This is a genomic window from Enterobacter sp. DTU_2021_1002640_1_SI_PRY_ASU_LCPMC_013 (assembly GCF_032389435.1).
Classification (GTDB): domain Bacteria; phylum Pseudomonadota; class Gammaproteobacteria; order Enterobacterales; family Enterobacteriaceae; genus Enterobacter; species Enterobacter hormaechei_C.
Genome location: NZ_CP135594.1, coordinates 1,171,561 through 1,189,677 on the forward strand (window position 1 = coordinate 1,171,561; position 18,117 = coordinate 1,189,677).

An 18,117-nucleotide genomic window follows, 5' to 3' on the forward strand; every position below is an offset into this window, starting at 1 on the left:
ATCATGCTGACGTTTTTCATCAAACGCCCGCGCTTTGCGATGGTGATTGCGCTGGTCATCACTCTGCTGGGGGCCATCGCGCTGAGGATTATTCCGGTGGAGCAGTACCCGCAGATCACCCCGCCGGTCGTGAATGTGTCAGCGTCATGGCCGGGCGCCAGCTCGGCTGACGTGGCGGAGGCCATCGCCACGCCGCTGGAAACCCAGCTGAACGGGGTGGATCATATGCTCTATATGGAGTCCACCAGTTCGGACGAGGGTAGCTATAGCCTGAACATTACCTTTGCGGCAGGCACCGACCCTGATCTCGCCGCCATTGACGTGCAGAACCGCGTGGCGCAGGCCGTGGCGCAGCTGCCGACCGAGGCGCAGCAAAACGGCGTGCAGGTGCGCAAGCGCGCCACCAACCTGATGATGGGGGTAAGCCTTTACTCACCGAACAACACCCACACGCCGCTGTTCGTCAGCAACTACGCCAGCACCCAGGTGCGCGAGGCGCTGTCGCGTCTGCCGGGCGTAGGGCAGGTACAGATGTTTGGCGCACGGGACTACAGCATGCGCATCTGGCTGCGCCCGGACCGCATGAACGCCCTGAACGTGACCAGCGATGACGTGGCGCAGGCGCTGCGCGAGCAGAACGTGCAGGGGGCGGCAGGCCAGGTCGGCACGCCGCCGGTGTTTAACGGCCAGCAGCAGACCCTGACCATTAACGGGCTGGGGCGCTTAAACCAGGCCGACGACTTTGCCAACATCATTATCCGCGCCGGGGAGATGGGGCAGCTGGTGCGCCTGAAGGACGTCGCCACCATCGAGCTTGGCTCGCGTAGCTACAGCTCTGGCGCGCAGCTGAACGGGCACGACTCCGCCTACCTCGGCATCTACCCGACGCCGTCCGCTAACGCCCTGCGCGTGGCCGATGCGGTGCGCGCGGAGCTGGAACGGTTATCCACGCGCTTCCCGGACGATCTGGTCTATGAAGTCAAATTCGACACCACCTCGTTTGTGGCCGCCACCATCAAAGAGATTGGCGTCTCGCTGGCGCTGACGATGCTGGCGGTGGTGGTCGTGGTGTCCTTGTTCCTGCAAAGCTGGCGCGCGACGCTGATTGTTGCCCTTGCCATTCCGGTGTCGCTGGTGGGCACCTTCGCGGTGCTCTATACGCTCGGCTACTCCGCCAATACGCTGAGCCTGTTCGCCATCATTCTGGCGCTGACCATGGTGGTGGATGACGCCATCGTGGTGGTGGAGAGCGTCGAAACGCTGATGGCGGAAGGGCAGAGCCGGACGGCGGCGACCGCGCTGGCGCTGCGCCAGATCGCCGGGCCAGTGATTGCCACCACGCTGGTGCTGCTGGCGGTGTTTGTGCCGGTGGCGCTCTTGCCGGGGATCGTGGGCGAGCTGTACCGCCAGTTCGCGGTGACGCTCTCGACTGCCGTCACGCTCTCAAGCCTGGTGGCGCTCACCCTGACGCCCGCGCTCTGCGCGATGCTGCTGCGCCCGCGTCCGGCACAGCCCACCGCCGTTTTCCGTGGGTTCAACCGCGGGCTGGACGCCACGCGCACGCTTTACACCCGGATCGTGAGCGTGTTCAACCTCCGTCCGTGGCTGGCGCTGCTGGCCACCGCAGGCGCGGCGGCGGTGGTGGTATTCAGCTTCATGTCGATGCCAAAGGGCTTCCTGCCTCAGGAGGATCAGGGCTACTTCTTCGCCAGCGTCCAGCTGCCGGAGGCAGCCTCGCTGGAGCGCACCGAAGCGGTGATGACCACCGCGCGCGAGCTGATCGCTAACAACCCGGCGGTAGAAGACGTGATTCAGGTCTCCGGGTTTAACATCCTCAACGGCACCAGCGCATCGAACGGCGGGTTTATCTCCATCATGCTAAAAGACTGGAGCGAGCGTCCGCCGCTGGATGAGGTGATGGGCATCCTTCAGCGCCAGCTGCTGGCCCTGCCGGAAGCCACCATCATGACCTTTGCGCCGCCGACGCTGCCGGGGCTGGGCAACGCCTCCGGCTTCGACCTGCGCATTCAGGCGCAGGCGGGGCAAAGTCCGGCGGAGCTAGAGCGCGTGACGCGTGAGGTGCTGGCGAAAGCCAACCAGAACCCGCAGCTGAGCCGCGTGTTCACCACCTGGAGCAGCAACGTGCCGCAGATGACGCTCACCGTTGACCGTGAGCGCGCGGCCCGCCTCGACGTGCCGGTGTCACGCATCTTCAGCAGCCTGCAAACCGCCTTTGGCGGCACGCGCGCCGGGGATTTCAGCGTCAACAACCGCGTCTACCACGTAGTGATGCAGAACGAGATGCAGTGGCGCGAGCGCGCGGAGCAAATCAGCGAGCTGTTCGTGCGCAGCAACAGCGGCGAGCGGGTGCGTCTGAGCAACCTCATCACCATCACGCCGACCGTCGGCGCGCCATTTATTCAGCAGTACAACCAGTTCCCGTCGGTATCGGTGAGCGGCTCGGCAGCGGAAGGAGTGAGCAGCAGCACAGCAATGGCGGCGATGGGCGAGATTCTGGCGGAAAACCTGCCCGCCGGGTACGACTACGCCTGGAGCGGCATGTCGTATCAGGAGCAGCAGACCGGCAATCAGGCGATATGGATCGTGCTGGCGGCGGTGGTGATGGCGTGGCTGTTCCTCGTCGCCCAGTACGAGAGCTGGACGCTGCCGGCGAGCGTGATGCTCTCGGTGCTGTTCGCTATCGGCGGGGCGCTGGTCTGGCTGTGGCTGACGGGCTATGCCAACGACGTATACGTGCAGATAGGTCTGGTGCTACTGATAGCCCTCGCCGCCAAGAACGCAATTCTTATCGTGGAGTTTGCCCGCGCCCGGCGCATGGATGGAATGGCGATTGTCGATGCCGCACGGGAGGGGGCATCGCGCCGCTTCCGCGCGGTAATGATGACCGCCGTGTCGTTCATTATCGGCGTCCTGCCGATGATGCTGGCGACCGGGGCGGGTGCCCAGAGCCGCCGCATCATCGGCACTACGGTGTTCAGCGGCATGCTGGTGGCGACCGTGGTGGGGATAGTGTTCATCCCGGCGCTGTTCGTGCTGTTCCAGCGCCTGCGCGAGTGGGGCCACGGCCTTACGGACTCGTCGCCCACAGCTCACAGTGCTTCTGCACCAGAGAAATCAGCGAGCCGCCATCGGCGATAAAGTCCCGCATGCGCTGCGCCTCGCTCTTGCCCTGCTTTAACAGCAGGGCAATCTCATTGATTGCGCTTGTCGCGCCGAGCTTCTCGGCCGACGGTGCAACCTGCTCAAGCAGCCAGGCGATATCGTCCGCCACGGTTTTTTGCTCGCCAGTATGCACGTCCGTCAGAATACCTTCCAGCCCGTAGCGACAGGCCTGAAAACGGTTAAAGCGGTACAGCAGAAAATCCCGTTCCTGATGCTTATACGGCCGCGTGGTCAGCAGCCAGTGCGACGTCGCCTGAATAAGCCCGGCGATGTTAATGGCGTGGCCGAGCGTCAGCGGCGTATCCATCACCCGCACCTCCACGGTGCCGAAGTGCGGGCTGGGGCGGATGTCCCAGTGCAGATCCTTAATGCTGTCGATCATGCTGGTGGAGCTCAGGCGGCGGAACAGCCCCTCGAACTCCTGCCAGCTGTTGACCCACGGCATCTGGCCGTTATCCGGGAAGCCCGAGAAGATGTTGAGGCGCGATGAGGCGAACTTCGTGTCCGTGCCCTGCATATACGGTGATGCGGCGGCCAGGGCGATAAAGTGCGGCACAAAGCGCGACAGGCCGTGCAGCAGGTAAATGGCGTCGTCCCCGGTCCGACAGCCGACGTGTACGTGCTGGCCGAACACCGTCGCCTGCAAAATCAGATAGCCAAAGCGCTCCAGCGTGACGTTATAGCGCTCGTCGTCGCACACTTCCTGCCGCTGCCATTTCTGGAACGGATGCGTCCCACCGCCGCAGATCTGAATATGCTGATCTTCCGCCGCGCGCAGGATGCTCTGCTGCATCACCGAGAACTGCGCCGCTGCCTGGTCGATGGTCTGGCACACGCCGGTGGCGATTTCGAGCATGCTTTCGGTGATGTCGTGTTTGACTTCCCCCCCTTTGATGTCGTCTTTGACGGCGGCGATGAGGGCAGAGGAGTCCTGGCTCAGATCGTAACCCGGCGGGTTAACCACCTGGAGTTCGAGCTCAATGCCGAGGGTATAAGGTTCAGAGGATTTGAAGTCGGGTAAAGGCATGGCGCACTCCGTTGTCTGTTATGAGTTGAGTATAGACAATGGGCGTGGCGCGCTCTTTTCAGGGTGGTATAACTGATAGCAGGCTTAGCAAAAGGGGAGTGATCCATGTCTGACTATCCAACCATTGCGCTGACAGGACCCGGTGCGATTGGGACCACCATCGCCGCGGTGCTGCATGAAGCGGGCCGCACGCCGCTGCTGTGTGGGCGCACCGCGCATCCGGAACTGCGCCTGCGTCATGATGAGGGTGAAATTGTGGTGCCCGGTCCGGTACTCACCGATCCCAGCGTCATTACGCGCCCCGTTGACCTCGTTTTTTTGGCGGTCAAAACGACGCAAAATGCCGACAGCACCGGTTGGCTGCGCGCCCTGTGCGATGAAAACACCGTGGTCTGCGCGCTGCAAAACGGCGTGGAGCAGAAAGCCCAGTTGGAGCAGTGGGTAAACGGCGCGACGGTGCTGCCGTCGGTGGTCTGGTTCCCGGCGCAGCGCGAGCCGGATGCCTCCGTATGGCTGCGCGCCAAACCGCGCCTTACGCTGCCGGACGTGCCGCAGGCGCAGCGGGTGGTGGAGGCGCTTCGCGGGACGCGCTGTGACGTTGAGCTCTCGACAGATTTCACTACCGTTGCCTGGCGCAAGCTGCTGCAAAACGCGGTCGCCGGGCTGATGGTGCTGGCCAATCGCCGCGCCGGGATGTTCAGGCGCGAGGATATCAGCGAGCTGGCGCTGGCCTACCTGCGCGAGGGGCTTACCGTCGCCCGCGCCGAAGGGGCGAAGCTGGACGATGCGGTGGCGGAGGAGATCCTGGCGAACTTCCAGCGCGCGCCTGAGGACCTGGGCACCTCGATCCTTGCCGACCGTCAGGCGGATCGCCCGATGGAGTGGGACATACGCAACGGCGTGATCCAGCGCTATGGCCGCAGGCACGGGATTGCGGTGCCCATCAGCGACGTGGTGGTGCCGCTGCTGGCGGCGGGGAGCGAGGGGCCGAGGTGAGAGATATAGTGGTATTAACGTCTGGGGAATTGGTCTGGGTGAAAACTTCGCATCAGTTCCCCACAAATGCGCTCACCGGCAAACCGAAACGCTTCGCCAGCGCTCGCATATGATCTAGCGTTAACGTGCGCTGTCCGTTAAGGATCCGACTTACCAGAGACTTCTTACCAATCTCGTTCTCGAAATCACTCTGAGTGAGCTGGTACTGATCCATTAGCGTTCGCAGTAACGCAACGCCTGACGGAATGCTGGCAATACGCGCGTTAAATTCTGCAAACTCCGGGGACGCGTTTTCATACTTATCGATTTTGGCAGTGAGCATATCTACCAGCGGGTTATCGGGGTCGTGCTCGATAAGATACTCTACCAGCGCCAGCGCATCCTCGTAGTCTTGCCGCGACGGGCTTGAACCCAGGAAAGGGAGCTCGTTTGTCAGAGCGTTTGCCGCTTTGATGGCTGCTGCATAATTCATTCTTTCGTTCTCCGGTAGTAGTCCGTGAGCTTGTCATAGTCTGCGTGAGTGCTGATGTGTTTGATGAAGATCTTTCCACGCTCAAAATCAGCAAAAAACATCACTCTTAGATGCCCGCCACCCACATCAATGACCCACCATTTTTCCCGGTATTTCATCCGGTCCAGGCTAGGAAAGCGCTTTCGCATCTCGTCTGGTGAGGGGTAGTGTTCCTTTTTTAGTACCCGGTAAAGATCGTCCAGGGCTTGTGCTTGATTGGGATAATGTCTGGCCGCTGTGTCGAAAGGCGCTCTTGAGACTATGTGCATCCTTGCCCCTTGTTTCCAGGTTGGAAATATTATAGATGGTGGTTGGTGGGTTGACAATGCGGAAACTTCGATGAAATTGCAGTTTCTACATGATCGTGACAATTGAACTTTGCATTGAGTGCGAGCACTTTAAGTTGGAGTGGTATGTCATTAAAGTGCCAGAAGTATCTCGGCCTGAAGTATTTATGTGATTTGCGAAGCGTATTCAGGAATTGCTTGCTGGGAAGGAGTTCCGTGGAGATAGTTTTGCTAACCAGGTTATTTAGAAGCGTGTGAAAGATGCGTCCGCTATGTGCCAGAAGCAGACATTGTCAATATCGATTTTCTTCAATTGAAAGGCCCTCTTCTTATGCTCGAATAACTAAGCCTGATAGGTTCTCTGCATCTACCACTGCCACTGCCACTGCCACTGCCACTGGTATGGCATTTTGTGAGTAGCTATACATATGTCTTATGATTATAACGAAATTTGTTAGATTATTGATTTATGGAAGCAATGAAAGGCACTTTTGAACTACCTCAACTCGTCTTCATTTTTGAAAAAGTTAAGGGGGAAAAGATTATGCAAGATTACAACCTTGACTTTGCTGAGCCACTGTGTTGAAAATTTATACTGTATGTTTTTTAATTAATTCGCATGATAGTGCTTTTCATTTACACCTGTTGAGGGCACAATAAGAGGACCTTTTGGCTAAACAACCTATGCTGATGACTCCAAATATAAACATCAACGAACTTGATAATGAGAAAATATTTTTAATATTCCTTTTTATTGTGTTAATCATGGCTTTTGGCTTCATTTTGTACAACTCAACAAAATTTATAAATTCATTGTCCCTTAAAGAAAAGAAATATTTTATTAAAAGATTCTTTACTAATATAAGTGCGGTTGGGATGACATACTCCATCCTTTCCAGTTTTTTATATATTAATAAAGGGAAAGACATAGCGATAGAAAGAAGCGGTCCTCTAGGAAATACAGAACCAAAACTGAAAAGTTTAAACAATTATCTTGAAGAGGAGTACTCTAGCGCAAAAACCACTCGCATGATATTTATCAATCTATTCTTTATATCTACTATTTCAGTGATATGTGGTTTCATATGGCTTGATAAATTATCTTATGAAGTTAGAATAACAATTGCTTGCTTGTATTTTGGTCTTAGTTTTTTCGTCCTATTTGTAATAAAGTCCTGTTATTCAAGGACGGCCGTTATAATGGCAATACTGGAAGACCAACAAAAAAAGGATGACATCAAAGATTTCTTCATTAAGTATAAAAAAGGGTCAGATTTAAATGAACGCGATATCGAGCTAATTAAAATAATATGCGTATCTCGTTCTGAGCGAGAAAAAGCAGCTAAACATCCTTATGAAATAATACTAAAAAACATCTCTGGTAGCAGTTTAAGCTTTGGAAATAGCAAGCTAAAAATAAGTGATGAAGAAAGAAAATGACTATTCACCCCGTAATTAATATATAAAGCGGGTTAAAATAGGCGTGACGGTTATGCTGGCATTTCTACTAGTGGTGGAACCGCTAAGGCTCGTGCAACGTCTAGGGGCATTCAATCGTCCCTAGCCTACCCGCGCTGGGAACTACCTTTTAAAATACATTTAGTCTTCGCGCATGATTGTAATCAGCAAGCGCGAGCAGGCATGATTGTTATGTCACGCCATCTGCGGCGTGACAGCCTACCTGTGCTTTCCTCTAACAACTGCATATGTCACCCGGCACGCAACATTTATTTTTCAGTCATGAGATGGCTAAACGACGATCTTGCACTGAAATGTCTGCTGATCGCTCACAGCGGACCTCCAGCTCCGTTAGCTACGTCCGCTTAGTGCCAAAAGCGGACGTTAATAAATATTTAGTAACTGGTAACCCCTGTAACTATAACCAGTTTTTAAAAGCCTCCCTACTCGCTTATTATGCGGCACCTCGTTTAACATTTAAGTACAATCAGCCTTACCGTCATTAAGGTTGGCGGCGATAAAAACGATGTAGTATTATGTCCATGAGTCTTAAACCATGTGAGAGCTTGCAATTAAAACCGGTTTTTCCTCTTAAATACCTCTGAGCTTTTTAAAATAAAAGGTGAAAAAGTGAGTAATAAGAAAATAAAAAATTACTGTCGTGATTGTTGCAAAGTGACTAATCACGTCATTTTGTCAGAGCATACCGATTCGCATCGCGAAGAATACAGTTGTGATATTTCGTATCAAATATTGCAGTGTTTAGGTTGTGACACTAAATCATTTCGTAACGTGTTTTACGATTTAGAGGCTGCATACCCAACTGATGAAAATCAATGGGAGATTCCAGAGGATGTTACTGTCTATCCTAAGGCCGTTGAAGGCCACAAAGAAATACAAAACCTATGGGAATTGCCAGATATCGTAAGAACTATCTATTCAGAAGTACTCACCGCCTTGCGGGAAAATTCGAAAGTTCTCGCCGGATTAGGGCTAAGAGCAGTTGTCGAGGCGGTATGCAATGACTTAACAATTTCAGGACGAAGCCTTGAAGTTCGAATAAACAAATTAACAAGCTCTGGATATATTTCAAAAAATGATGCAGAGCGGTTACATGGAATTAGGTTCATGGGCAATGATGCCGCACATGACATTAAAAAGCCTAAGCATTCATCGCTATCTGTTGCACTTCAAATCGTAGAGCATTTGATAACTTCTGTGTACATTCTCGAAAATAAAGCAAATGGTAATATTGACACTGCAGTTTCTAAATATGAAATCTTCGAAAGGTTGCTTATTGAAAAACTGCAAAGTTTCAAGGCCGGAGACGAGTTTCCGATAGCAAAATATCTTGAAAAAGATATGCGAAGAGTAAAGGAATCCATATCTACATTAGAGCAAGAACTAATATCGAAAATTGGAAGTGGTGAGTTCACTAAATTGTCGGTGGGTAAATTAGATAAATATCAAAATTCTCAAAATAAATTGCAACATTTTATCGTCACATAATCGAAAATAAGATCATTATTTATTCATTATCCCCAGTCAATGCAACTCCGAGGTCCGCCCTTCGCTCACTGCGGGCCTTCAACTGAGCAAACTCGTCCGATCAGTGCCAAAATCAGACTCTCATGCCCATAATAGACCTCTGTTATATACCATTAGCATCTATACCGTTATCAAAATTATTTAAATAAATCTTTAGGCAAATCTGAAATTGTTTTTATAGCGAACCATAACACTACTACACTCACACATATAAATAAAATATGGAGTAATTCGAAAGTGATCCAATGATAATTAATCGGGAGTGCTAATAACCCCAATGAACACCAAGTAGCTGAAATGACGAGGTTAAGTATCACCATTCCAGCAGCTCTAGCTAATGCAGAAAAAAGCCCCCAACCTTTCTTTAACATTACTTCCGCTTGTGTTATTTCAAATTCGCTTGAACCGTTGGTGGTGCAAGAAATAATTTTTATATCATGTAAGGATTTTGAAACCCATTGCTCAGTTATCATTTTCCATGCCCCCCAAACATTAAAGATGTGATAAATCTTTAGAAGATTAAATATGGGGTGAAATAATGATAGTGTTTGACCACTGAATGTGATGTCTACCATTGGTTCGCTTGCAGTGAATCTCTTTAAACAATAAAAAGGCATGTGTTTATTTTTTAGGTAGTTATTAATTGATAATGAATCAACTCCATTCTTATTGTTCTTGTTTGTCGATACGTATGCACGACCTTCGGTACGAGTTATGAATAGTTTATCATTGAAGATTTTTTGGGCAGAAATCAAAGAGCAATTATGATAAAAAAAATTGATTTCCTTTTTTTTTCGGCTTTTCACGGTTGCAATCAAAATGAGCAGAATATAACTCAAAGGGAAAAATAAAAATACATAATTTAACATTATCTTCTCCATTACCTATTTCGCCGCGCTAATGTAACACAAACCCATACCTTGATCATTATGAAAAAGATCTGTTAATGGAAATAGATTATAAAAGTTTTAAGGAAAGATGATAATGTCCGCTCTTCGCTCGCAGCGGACTTTCATCTCATATAACTTGTTCACTTCGTGCGAGAAACGGACGTGTCTGACATTGGATGTACTAATCTGCTGGGAGCAGATTACTGGGTATCAAGCATCGCAACATCAAACCTTTTTCCAGTAGAATGCACCATGCTATTCCTGCAAATATAACAAATAACTACAGACACCTTTGCCATCAAGAAATGATGATATTCTTGAAATACATCAATATAAAATTCAAGAATATCAATAGATTGAGAATTAAACTCTAAAATAGAGAACCAAAAAAGTTACCCCCCCTCGTCTAGAGTACAGGGATGCTGTTACTTTAAAATTTCCGAAATAGTTTTCGCTAAGTTTATAGATTTATAAAAGTCAACTTGATTAGCTTTTTTTCTATATTTCTCGTTTTGACTTATTGCTTTTTCATGCTGTTCTAAACATATCTCTTTTTGATCTTTGGTTAAATTTTTCATATCTAATTTTGAAAAGTAATCGTGTAACACCCAAGATTGCCAATTGAGCACATCAGCTACTATTTTTTCTTCTGTACAAAAAGGATAAAGATCATTGTATTTTGTAAAGACAATCTTTTCCTTTTTTCTCATTGGTCTTATTGTATTTTCACCTATAAATATATCACCTTGACCATTTTTATAGTCCAGACTATTATTTATTATGTAATTGGTACTATATAGTTCTTTGTCATTACCAATAGTTTGTGGATTAAAAATAGGTTGATACAGTTTGACCGACATGCCAGGGGAATCAATTAAAGGCAATGGTGCTTTCAATTTCTCAGTGCCTTTAATTAATGAAATATCAATATGACTAGTCTCATAATCTAAAATAGCGGATTCATAGTATGGGAACCCAAGCTCTTTTGACAAAAGAAAAAGAGAAGACATATTGTATAAAAGATATTCATTAATACGTAAGCAAAAAACTGATGGCGCTGTGTAAAATGCATACGTGTCAATACCAATGAGATTTATACCATCGGATAACCCATCTATGCGCCTTATCATCAAAACTCGATCAGATGCTCCCATTCTTTGTTTAATTGCAAACTTAGGTTTAACATTATGAGCATTTTTATCTAGTAGCAAGTTTCCCAACCAAACGCCCACCCTGACTTTATCCAACCAATCCAATAACTTAGGGATGTTTTCTTTCTGAAGTGTATTATTTTTCACGAGCTTCTCAACTATTGGCTTGGTTTCCCGCTCCAGAATTCCAAATTCATCATTACATTTTTTACAAGCAGGGAACTTAAAGGAAGAAAAACTAAAAGTACGATGCGGATTGCTTGGCTCTCTGGATGAGATTTCATCTACATCCGCAATGGGAATTGGGAATTCTTCATTCTCTTTTTTCATTCCAAAATAAGCAATCCTATTTTCATCACCAGTGAGCTTTAGAAGCCATTTGGGAATTATATGTTCTTTGTTCTGTTTTTTAGGCTCTCCCCCACAGAATATACAATTCACCTTCTTTTTTTTGCTCATTGTTTGGTTCCATCCTTTATTCTGTGTTTACTAACTATCTTTTAATAAGTGCTACATTGCTACATTTTTATATCAAATGTGGCGAAAACTGATAAAGCTAGCTTACTGATATAGAACAATTATAGTTTTTCTTAAATCATATATCTTGGAACCACAGCATCACCTCAAACATTTTGAAATAATTATGGCCATACATAGTATTAATGGTAAATTGCCTTAAATAATACATTGTTTAAGAGATGAATTCAACGTCCGCTCCTCGCTCATAAGAGACAACCATACTCAAATCTCCCACATTGCAGGAGATTTGAGTATGAACACGTCACCGTGGAATAAAGACCGTATCATAGGCCAAAAAAGACCACTTCAGATATCTCATATCTGGGGGATCCGAATCCGGCTTGAACTGGAAGGTAAAACGCGTGATTTAGCTCTGTTCAATATGGCCTTAGACAGTAAGCTACGAGGCTGCGATCTGGTGAACCTGAAAGTATCTGATGTTGCATATGGTAGCTCGGTTTCAAGCAGAGCAACGGTGCTGCAACAGAAAACCGGTAGCCCTGTGCAATTTGAGATAACCAAAGGGACAAGAGAAGCTGTTGCTGCATTGATAAAGCTTGGCAATTTGCACAGTAAAGACTTCTTGTTTCGGTCTCGGATCGGAACTAACCGGCACATATCAACCCGACAATACAGCCGAATTTTTCATGGGTGGGTAGAAAAGCTTGGTCTCGAAGCTTCGCTTTACAGCACACATTCCATGAGAAGAACAAAACCTTACCTGATATATAAGAAAACCAAGAATCTCCGGGTGATCCAACTTCTGTTGGGCCATAAGAAACTGGAAAGCACTGTCCGTTATCTAGGCATCGAAGTCGATGATGCGTTAGAGATCTCTGAATCGATTGAAGTCTAAGGTTGTCAGGGCTGCAACAGCAGCCCTGTGTCAATAACAGGCATTGCGGGATATGTATGAGACTGGCCGCCATTCCCGATAGCACAGCTCTGATGCTACACTGTTTTCAGTCCTCATTACCTCATCAAATAAATTTATGACTACCGCTGATTTCAAACGCCCTAAACTAGAACTCCCAAACGGGGCTGATAAACTGCTGCTGCACTCCTGTTGCGCTCCGTGTTCTGGTGAGGTAATGGAGGCGATCCAGGCCTCAGGGATCGACTACACCATCTTCTTCTACAATCCGAACATTCATCCGCAGAAAGAGTATCTGATTCGTAAGGATGAAAATATTCGCTTTGCCGAACAGCACGGCGTACCGTTTATCGATGCGGATTACGATACAGATAACTGGTTTGAGCGCGCCAAAGGCATGGAATGGGAACCCGAGCGCGGCATTCGCTGCACCATGTGTTTTGACATGCGCTTTGAGCGGACTGCGCTTTACGCCGCTGAAAATGGCTTCAACGTGATTAGCAGCTCACTGGGCATCTCTCGCTGGAAAAATATGCAGCAAATCAACGACTGCGGTCAGCGAGCCGCCGCCCACTATCCGGGTATGGTCTATTGGGACTATAACTGGCGGAAACAGGGCGGTTCGTCGCGCATGATTGAAATCAGCAAGCGCGAACAGTTCTACCAGCAGGAATACTGCGGCTGCGTTTATTCACTGCGTGACAGCAACCTGCACCGCAAATCCCAGGGCCGTCCTCTCATTCAGATCGGTAAGCTTTACTACGGTAAAGAAGACGACCAGGCCTGATTTTATGTCACGCCCTCTGTGGCGTGACCGCCTTCCTGTGCATTCCTCTAACAAACCGTCATTCATCAAACAACGTTGTCCTTTGTGTAAGGCCGACTCAGTGAGCCGTTATATAAGGCTCCTTCACAAACTCCGCTAACAACCCAGCAGTTGCTTACAGAGCGTAGAAAATGTCACCGCATCGTCCATTTCCACCAGTACGCTCACGTACGCCGCACAGGTGCCAGCCAGTTCAAAGAGATCCGCAGAATCGGGAAGTTGCAGGTGAAGAAGGTGATGAACAGCGCTTTCTTCAGCGTATACGTATGAAAATCCAGGGGTAGTCGCCATTTAGCATCCTCGTTGTCCAAAAAAAATGTCATGTCATGCTAATGGGTACCTACGCCCGGTTACGGATGTGCCGCAACGCAGGCACTTTACGACCGTGAAGAAAGGATGAAAAGGGATACCCCTGAATTACATAAGGTTGCTTAAAAGTTTGCGAGGCGGCTTCCAAAGGGCATTGCCGGGTGGCGGCTGCGCCTTACCCGGCCTACAAAACCGCCAACAAGCCAACCAACCCGCGACACGAACCGTAGGCCCGCGCAAGCGCAGCGCCGCCGGGCACAGCCACACCGTAGCTACCCCTCGCTCATCATCGCCAGAAACCGCTTCACCGTCCGCGAACGCTCAAAACGCCGCCAGCAGAGCGCGATATCGGTATAAAGCTCCGGTGAGCGCAGCGCATGGTAGGTGACATTCGGCGGAGAAATAGCGGCCATGGATTTCGGCACCAGCGCGAACCCGCCGCCAGCGGAGACCATGCTCAGGGAAGAGGAAAGTTGTGAGGATTGCAGCGTGTGTTGCATATCGATCCCGGCCCGCTCGCAGCTGCCGTAAACGCGGTCATACAGCCCCGGTGCTACCTCCTGGGGGAACAGCACCACCGGCGTATCCCGCAGCTCATCCAGCGCCAGATCGCCACATGCCGCCAGGGGATGATCGCGATGCAGCGCCACCACCATCGGCTCCCGGTCGAGGATTTTTAATTCGAACACCTTGCTGCTTTCGCACGGCAGGCGCACAAAGGCGATATCCAGCTCACCCTCCGCCAGCATCGTCGTCAGCGACGACATATTGGCTTCCACCTGGTGAACCTGCACCGCCATGTTCTGCACCTGAAACTGACGTATCAGGGCGAAGATTTTGGGATGAAAAGCATCTGAACTGGTGATGCCAATCGACAGGCTGCCGTTCAGCCCGCGCGCGATGCCCCGGGCTTTCTCCAGCGCGGCGTCGCTCAGCGCCAGGATCTTACAGGCGTCCTCATAGAAGGCCTCTCCCGCCTCGGTCAGCTCCACGCCCCGCGTCAGGCGCCTGAACAGCGGCGTGCCCACTTCCTCTTCGAGCCGTTTGATCTGCTGACTCAGAGGAGGCTGTGAAATACCCAGCGCTTTGGCCGCCCTGGTGAAGTGTCGCTCGCGTGCTACCGCGACAAAATAGCGCAGATAACGAAGTTCCATATCAAAAACGTCTCAAACCAGCATGGATTCTATATTGGAACTCTCTGCTGAATCGGGTCAACATTTATTTAACCTTTATAAATAAAGTTGAAGAGGACGGGCATGATGATGCATTCATCTGCATGCGACTGTGAGGCGAGTTTATGCGAGACCCTGCGTGGGTTCTCGGCTCAGCATCCTGACAGCGTGATCTATCAGACATCGCTAATGAGCGCCCTGCTAAGCGGCGTCTACGAAGGGGAGACGACTATCGCCGATCTGCTGGCTCACGGTGATTTTGGTCTCGGTACCTTTAACGAGCTGGACGGTGAAATGATTGCCTTCAGCAGCCAAGTGTACCAGCTGCGCGCCGACGGCAGCGCCCGCGCCGCGAAGCCGGAGCAAAAAACGCCGTTCGCGGTGATGACCTGGTTCCAGCCGCAGTACCGCAAAGCCTTCGACGGGCCGGTCAGCCGTCAGCAGATCCACGACGTGATCGACCAGCAAATCCCCTCCGATAACCTGTTCTGCGCGCTGCGCATCGACGGCAATTTCCGCCACGCGCACACCCGCACCGTACCGCGCCAGACACCGCCGTACCGGGCGATGACCGACGTGCTGGATGACCAGCCGGTGTTCCGCTTTAACCAGCGCGAGGGCGTGCTGGTCGGGTTCCGCACACCACAGCATATGCAGGGCATTAACGTGGCGGGCTATCACGAACACTTTATCACCGACGACCGTCAGGGCGGGGGCCACCTGCTCGACTATCAGCTGGAGAACGGCGTGCTCACCTTCGGCGAAATCCACAAGCTGATGATTGACCTGCCCGCCGACAGCGCGTTTTTACAGGCCAACCTGCACCCCAGCAACCTTGATGCGGCTATCCGCGCCGTCGAAAACTAACAGGAGAACTACCGTGAACAGTGAGAAACAGTCACGTCAGTGGGCGCACGGCGCCGATATGGTTGTCGGCCAGCTGGAAGCGCAGGGTGTGAAGCAGGTGTTCGGCATACCGGGCGCAAAAATCGACAAGGTCTTTGACTCCCTGCTGGACTCCTCCATCGAGATTATCCCGGTGCGTCACGAGGCGAACGCGGCGTTTATGGCGGCAGCGGTAGGGCGGTTAACCGGCAAGGCCGGGGTCGCGCTGGTCACCTCCGGGCCGGGCTGCTCCAACCTGATCACCGGCATCGCCACCGCCAACAGCGAAGGTGACCCGGTGGTGGCGCTGGGCGGGGCGGTGAAGCGGGCAGATAAAGCGAAACTGGTGCACCAGAGCATGGATACCGTCGCCATGTTCAGCCCGGTCACCAAATACGCCGTCGAAGTTAATTCACCGGACGCGATTGCCGAGGTGGTGTCGAACGCGTTTCGCGCTGCCGAGCAGGGCAGGCCGGGCGGGGCGTTTGTCAGCCTGCCGCAGGATATTGTCGACCAGCCCACCACGGGGGCGATTTTACCCGCCAGCACCGCGGCGCTGATGGGCCCGGCGCCGGAGTCAGCCATCAACGACGTGGCGAAGCTTATCGCGAAGGCCAAAAACCCGGTCATCTTACTCGGCCTGATGGCCAGCCAGCCCGCCAACAGCGCCGCACTGCATAAGCTGCTGGAGAGAAGCCGTATTCCGGTCACCAGCACCTATCAGGCCGCCGGGGCGGTGAATCAGGAACACTTCACCCGCTTCGCCGGACGCGTCGGTCTGTTTAACAACCAGGCGGGCGATCGGCTGCTGCATCTGGCGGATCTGATCATCTGTATCGGTTACAGTCCGGTGGAATACGAGCCGTCCATGTGGAACAGCGGCGACGCGACGCTGGTGCACATTGACGTGCTGCCCGCCTATGAGGAGCGCAAGTATGTTCCCGATCTGGAACTGGTCGGGGATATTGCCGCCACGCTGAATCTGCTTGCCAGTCGAATCGAGCACAAACTTGAACTCAGCCAGCGCGCCTCGGAAATTCTTGTCGATCGCCAGCATCAGCGGGACCTCCTCGACCGTCGCGGCGCATCGCTTAACCAGTTTGCCCTGCATCCGCTGCGCATCGTCCGCGCCATGCAGGACATCGTGAACAACGACGTGACGCTCACCGTCGACATGGGCAGCTTCCATATCTGGATCGCCCGCTACCTCTACAGCTTCCGGGCGCGTCAGGTGATGATCTCCAACGGTCAGCAGACCATGGGCGTGGCGCTGCCGTGGGCGATTGGCGCGTGGCTGGTCAACCCGGGGCGCAAGGTGGTCTCGGTCTCCGGGGACGGCGGCTTTTTGCAGTCGAGCATGGAGCTGGAAACCGCCGTACGCCTCAACGCCAATGTGCTGCACATCATCTGGGTGGATAACGCCTACAACATGGTGGCCATCCAGGAAGAGAAAAAATACCAGAGGCTTTCCGGCGTCGAGTTCGGCCCGGTCGATTTCAAAGCCTATGCCGACGCGTTCGGTGCGAAAGGCTTTGCCGTCGAGAGCGCCGATGCGCTCGAACCGACGCTGCGTGCGGCAATGGATGTCGATGGACCGGCCGTGGTGGCCATTCCCGTCGACTACAGCGATAACCCGCTGCTGATGGGCCAGCTCCATCTCAGCCAGATTTTGTGAATCAATATAAGGACAGAGAAATGCAAAAAGTGGCTCTCGTAACCGGCTCCGGCCAGGGGATTGGCAAAGCGATCGCGCTTCGCCTGGTGAAGGATGGTTTTGCCGTTGCTATTGCGGATTACAACGAAGAGACGGCGAAAGCGGTCGCGGATGAGATCACCCGTAACGGCGGGAAGGCCGTCGCCGTGAAGGTGGACGTCTCTGACCGCGAGCAGGTGTTCGCGGCGGTGGAAAAAGCCCGCACCGCGCTGGGCGGTTTTAACGTCATCGTCAATAACGCCGGGGTGGCGCCGTCCACGCCCATCGAATCCATCACGCCGGAGATTGTCGACAAGGTCTACAACATCAACGTGAAAGGGGTGATCTGGGGCATTCAGGCCGCGATTGACGCCTTTCGCAAAGAGGGGCACGGCGGCAAAATTATCAACGCCTGCTCTCAGGCGGGCCACACCGGCAACCCGGAGCTGGCGGTCTACAGCTCCAGCAAGTTCGCGGTGCGTGGCTTAACCCAGACCGCCGCGCGGGATCTCGCGCCGCTGGGGATCACCGTTAACGCCTACTGCCCGGGGATCGTCAAAACGCCGATGTGGGCGGAAATCGACCGTCAGGTCTCCGAGGCGGCGGGTAAACCGCTTGGCTACGGGACGGAAACCTTTGCCAAACGCATCACGCTTGGCCGTTTGTCCGAGCCGGAAGACGTGGCCGCCTGCGTCTCTTACCTCGCCGGGCCGGATTCCGACTACATGACCGGTCAGTCGCTGCTGATTGATGGTGGGATGGTGTTCAACTAAATACACAATACTAAA

At 51.9% G+C, this 18,117-nt stretch carries 16 protein-coding genes; 9 read left to right on the forward strand and 7 right to left on the reverse strand.

Annotation, left to right across the window (positions count from 1 at the left end; translation table 11 throughout):
- The first annotated feature begins 3 nt into the window (after positions 1-3).
- Positions 4-3,159 carry an efflux RND transporter permease subunit gene (locus RS584_RS05570; RefSeq protein WP_315749065.1) on the forward strand — a complete coding sequence of 1,052 codons (3,156 nt, stop codon included), beginning with the start codon at positions 4-6 and terminating at the stop codon, positions 3,157-3,159.
- Here the strand turns inward: RS584_RS05570 and RS584_RS05575 are convergent.
- A complete protein-coding gene (locus RS584_RS05575) occupies positions 3,089-4,210 on the reverse strand; it encodes a YbdK family carboxylate-amine ligase (protein ID WP_315749066.1) in 1,122 nt (373 codons plus the stop codon). The two genes, RS584_RS05570 and RS584_RS05575, sit on opposite strands and share 71 nt — an antisense overlap.
- Positions 4,211-4,315: 105 nt before the next feature.
- Here RS584_RS05575 and RS584_RS05580 point away from each other — a divergent pair, with 105 nt between their 5' ends.
- The gene (locus tag RS584_RS05580; protein WP_315749067.1) at positions 4,316-5,206 is read left to right on the forward strand and encodes an oxidoreductase; all 891 of its coding nucleotides are present in this window, start codon (positions 4,316-4,318) and stop codon (positions 5,204-5,206) included.
- Positions 5,207-5,258: 52 nt separating this feature from the next.
- On the opposite strand, the gene RS584_RS05585 is transcribed toward RS584_RS05580, so the two are convergent.
- Entirely contained in the window at positions 5,259-5,678 is a 420-nt protein-coding gene (locus tag RS584_RS05585; RefSeq protein ID WP_045349893.1) for a type II toxin-antitoxin system HigA family antitoxin, read from the reverse strand.
- Positions 5,675-5,986, reverse strand: a complete 312-nt coding sequence (locus RS584_RS05590) for a type II toxin-antitoxin system HigB family toxin (protein WP_033486526.1) — start codon at positions 5,984-5,986, stop codon at positions 5,675-5,677. The genes RS584_RS05585 and RS584_RS05590 overlap by 4 nt, the downstream gene beginning before the upstream one ends.
- 687 nt (positions 5,987-6,673) lie before the next feature.
- Between RS584_RS05590 and RS584_RS05595 the strand changes: the two genes are divergently transcribed.
- Both RS584_RS05595 and RS584_RS05600 read left to right on the forward strand, forming a co-directional pair.
- Positions 6,674-7,444 (forward strand): hypothetical protein, encoded by a 771-nt coding sequence (locus tag RS584_RS05595; RefSeq protein WP_315749068.1) that lies wholly within the window; start codon positions 6,674-6,676, stop codon positions 7,442-7,444.
- A 648-nt stretch (positions 7,445-8,092) separates the two neighbouring features.
- Complete coding sequence (locus RS584_RS05600; RefSeq protein WP_315749069.1) at positions 8,093-8,971, forward strand: DUF4145 domain-containing protein; 879 nt, start codon at positions 8,093-8,095, stop codon at positions 8,969-8,971.
- 176 nt (positions 8,972-9,147) lie between these two features.
- Here RS584_RS05600 and RS584_RS05605 read toward each other — a convergent pair whose 3' ends face one another.
- Positions 9,148-9,879 carry a hypothetical protein gene (locus tag RS584_RS05605; RefSeq protein WP_315749070.1) on the reverse strand — a complete coding sequence of 244 codons (732 nt, stop codon included), beginning with the start codon at positions 9,877-9,879 and terminating at the stop codon, positions 9,148-9,150.
- 446 nt (positions 9,880-10,325) lie between these two features.
- The gene (locus RS584_RS05610) at positions 10,326-11,510 is read right to left on the reverse strand and encodes a hypothetical protein (RefSeq protein ID WP_315749071.1); all 1,185 of its coding nucleotides are present in this window, start codon (positions 11,508-11,510) and stop codon (positions 10,326-10,328) included.
- A 313-nt stretch (positions 11,511-11,823) separates the two neighbouring features.
- Between RS584_RS05610 and RS584_RS05615 the strand changes: the two genes are divergently transcribed.
- Entirely contained in the window at positions 11,824-12,426 is a 603-nt protein-coding gene (locus RS584_RS05615) for a site-specific integrase (RefSeq protein ID WP_023320086.1), read from the forward strand.
- A gap of 136 nt (positions 12,427-12,562) precedes the next feature.
- Positions 12,563-13,231 carry an epoxyqueuosine reductase QueH gene (locus tag RS584_RS05620; protein WP_023296073.1) on the forward strand — a complete coding sequence of 223 codons (669 nt, stop codon included), beginning with the start codon at positions 12,563-12,565 and terminating at the stop codon, positions 13,229-13,231.
- Positions 13,232-13,366: 135 nt separating this feature from the next.
- Here the strand turns inward: RS584_RS05620 and RS584_RS05625 are convergent, their stop codons facing one another.
- Positions 13,367-13,561: a hypothetical protein gene (locus RS584_RS05625; protein WP_223230141.1), complete on the reverse strand. Its 195-nt coding sequence runs from the start codon at positions 13,559-13,561 to the stop codon at positions 13,367-13,369.
- 290 nt (positions 13,562-13,851) lie between these two features.
- Positions 13,852-14,733 (reverse strand): LysR family transcriptional regulator, encoded by an 882-nt coding sequence (locus RS584_RS05630; RefSeq protein WP_003858850.1) that lies wholly within the window; start codon positions 14,731-14,733, stop codon positions 13,852-13,854.
- A 105-nt stretch (positions 14,734-14,838) separates the two neighbouring features.
- Between RS584_RS05630 and budA the strand changes: the two genes are divergently transcribed.
- Genes budA through RS584_RS05645 form a run of 3 tightly spaced genes read left to right on the forward strand, consistent with a single transcriptional unit; the run spans position 14,839 to position 18,102 of the window.
- Positions 14,839-15,618, forward strand: a complete 780-nt coding sequence (budA, locus tag RS584_RS05635) for an acetolactate decarboxylase (protein ID WP_026080550.1) — start codon at positions 14,839-14,841, stop codon at positions 15,616-15,618.
- A gap of 58 nt (positions 15,619-15,676) precedes the next feature.
- The gene (alsS, locus tag RS584_RS05640) at positions 15,677-17,311 is read left to right on the forward strand and encodes an acetolactate synthase AlsS (protein ID WP_226877298.1); all 1,635 of its coding nucleotides are present in this window, start codon (positions 15,677-15,679) and stop codon (positions 17,309-17,311) included.
- 20 nt (positions 17,312-17,331) lie between these two features.
- Positions 17,332-18,102: a (S)-acetoin forming diacetyl reductase gene (locus tag RS584_RS05645; protein ID WP_003858846.1), complete on the forward strand. Its 771-nt coding sequence runs from the start codon at positions 17,332-17,334 to the stop codon at positions 18,100-18,102.
- The last annotated feature ends 15 nt before the right edge of the window (positions 18,103-18,117 follow it).

What these genes read in the sequence shown, in the direction of transcription:
- RS584_RS05580 (WP_315749067.1), top strand. Translation starts at nt 4,316, where the DNA reads ATGTCTGACTATCCAACCATTGCGCTGACAGGACCCGGTGCGATTGGG.
- RS584_RS05625 (WP_223230141.1), bottom strand. Translation starts at nt 13,561, where the DNA reads ATGGCGACTACCCCTGGATTTTCATACGTATACGCTGAAGAAAGCGCT.
- alsS (WP_226877298.1), top strand. Translation starts at nt 15,677, where the DNA reads ATGGTTGTCGGCCAGCTGGAAGCGCAGGGTGTGAAGCAGGTGTTCGGC.
- RS584_RS05585 (WP_045349893.1), bottom strand. Translation starts at nt 5,678, where the DNA reads ATGAATTATGCAGCAGCCATCAAAGCGGCAAACGCTCTGACAAACGAG.
- RS584_RS05630 (WP_003858850.1), bottom strand. Translation starts at nt 14,733, where the DNA reads ATGGAACTTCGTTATCTGCGCTATTTTGTCGCGGTAGCACGCGAGCGA.
- RS584_RS05570 (WP_315749065.1), top strand. Translation starts at nt 4, where the DNA reads ATGCTGACGTTTTTCATCAAACGCCCGCGCTTTGCGATGGTGATTGCG.
- budA (WP_026080550.1), top strand. Translation starts at nt 14,839, where the DNA reads ATGATGCATTCATCTGCATGCGACTGTGAGGCGAGTTTATGCGAGACC.
- RS584_RS05605 (WP_315749070.1), bottom strand. Translation starts at nt 9,879, where the DNA reads ATGTTAAATTATGTATTTTTATTTTTCCCTTTGAGTTATATTCTGCTC.
- RS584_RS05620 (WP_023296073.1), top strand. Translation starts at nt 12,563, where the DNA reads ATGACTACCGCTGATTTCAAACGCCCTAAACTAGAACTCCCAAACGGG.
- RS584_RS05575 (WP_315749066.1), bottom strand. Translation starts at nt 4,210, where the DNA reads ATGCCTTTACCCGACTTCAAATCCTCTGAACCTTATACCCTCGGCATT.
- RS584_RS05610 (WP_315749071.1), bottom strand. Translation starts at nt 11,510, where the DNA reads ATGAGCAAAAAAAAGAAGGTGAATTGTATATTCTGTGGGGGAGAGCCT.
- RS584_RS05645 (WP_003858846.1), top strand. Translation starts at nt 17,332, where the DNA reads ATGCAAAAAGTGGCTCTCGTAACCGGCTCCGGCCAGGGGATTGGCAAA.
- RS584_RS05590 (WP_033486526.1), bottom strand. Translation starts at nt 5,986, where the DNA reads ATGCACATAGTCTCAAGAGCGCCTTTCGACACAGCGGCCAGACATTAT.
- RS584_RS05615 (WP_023320086.1), top strand. Translation starts at nt 11,824, where the DNA reads ATGAACACGTCACCGTGGAATAAAGACCGTATCATAGGCCAAAAAAGA.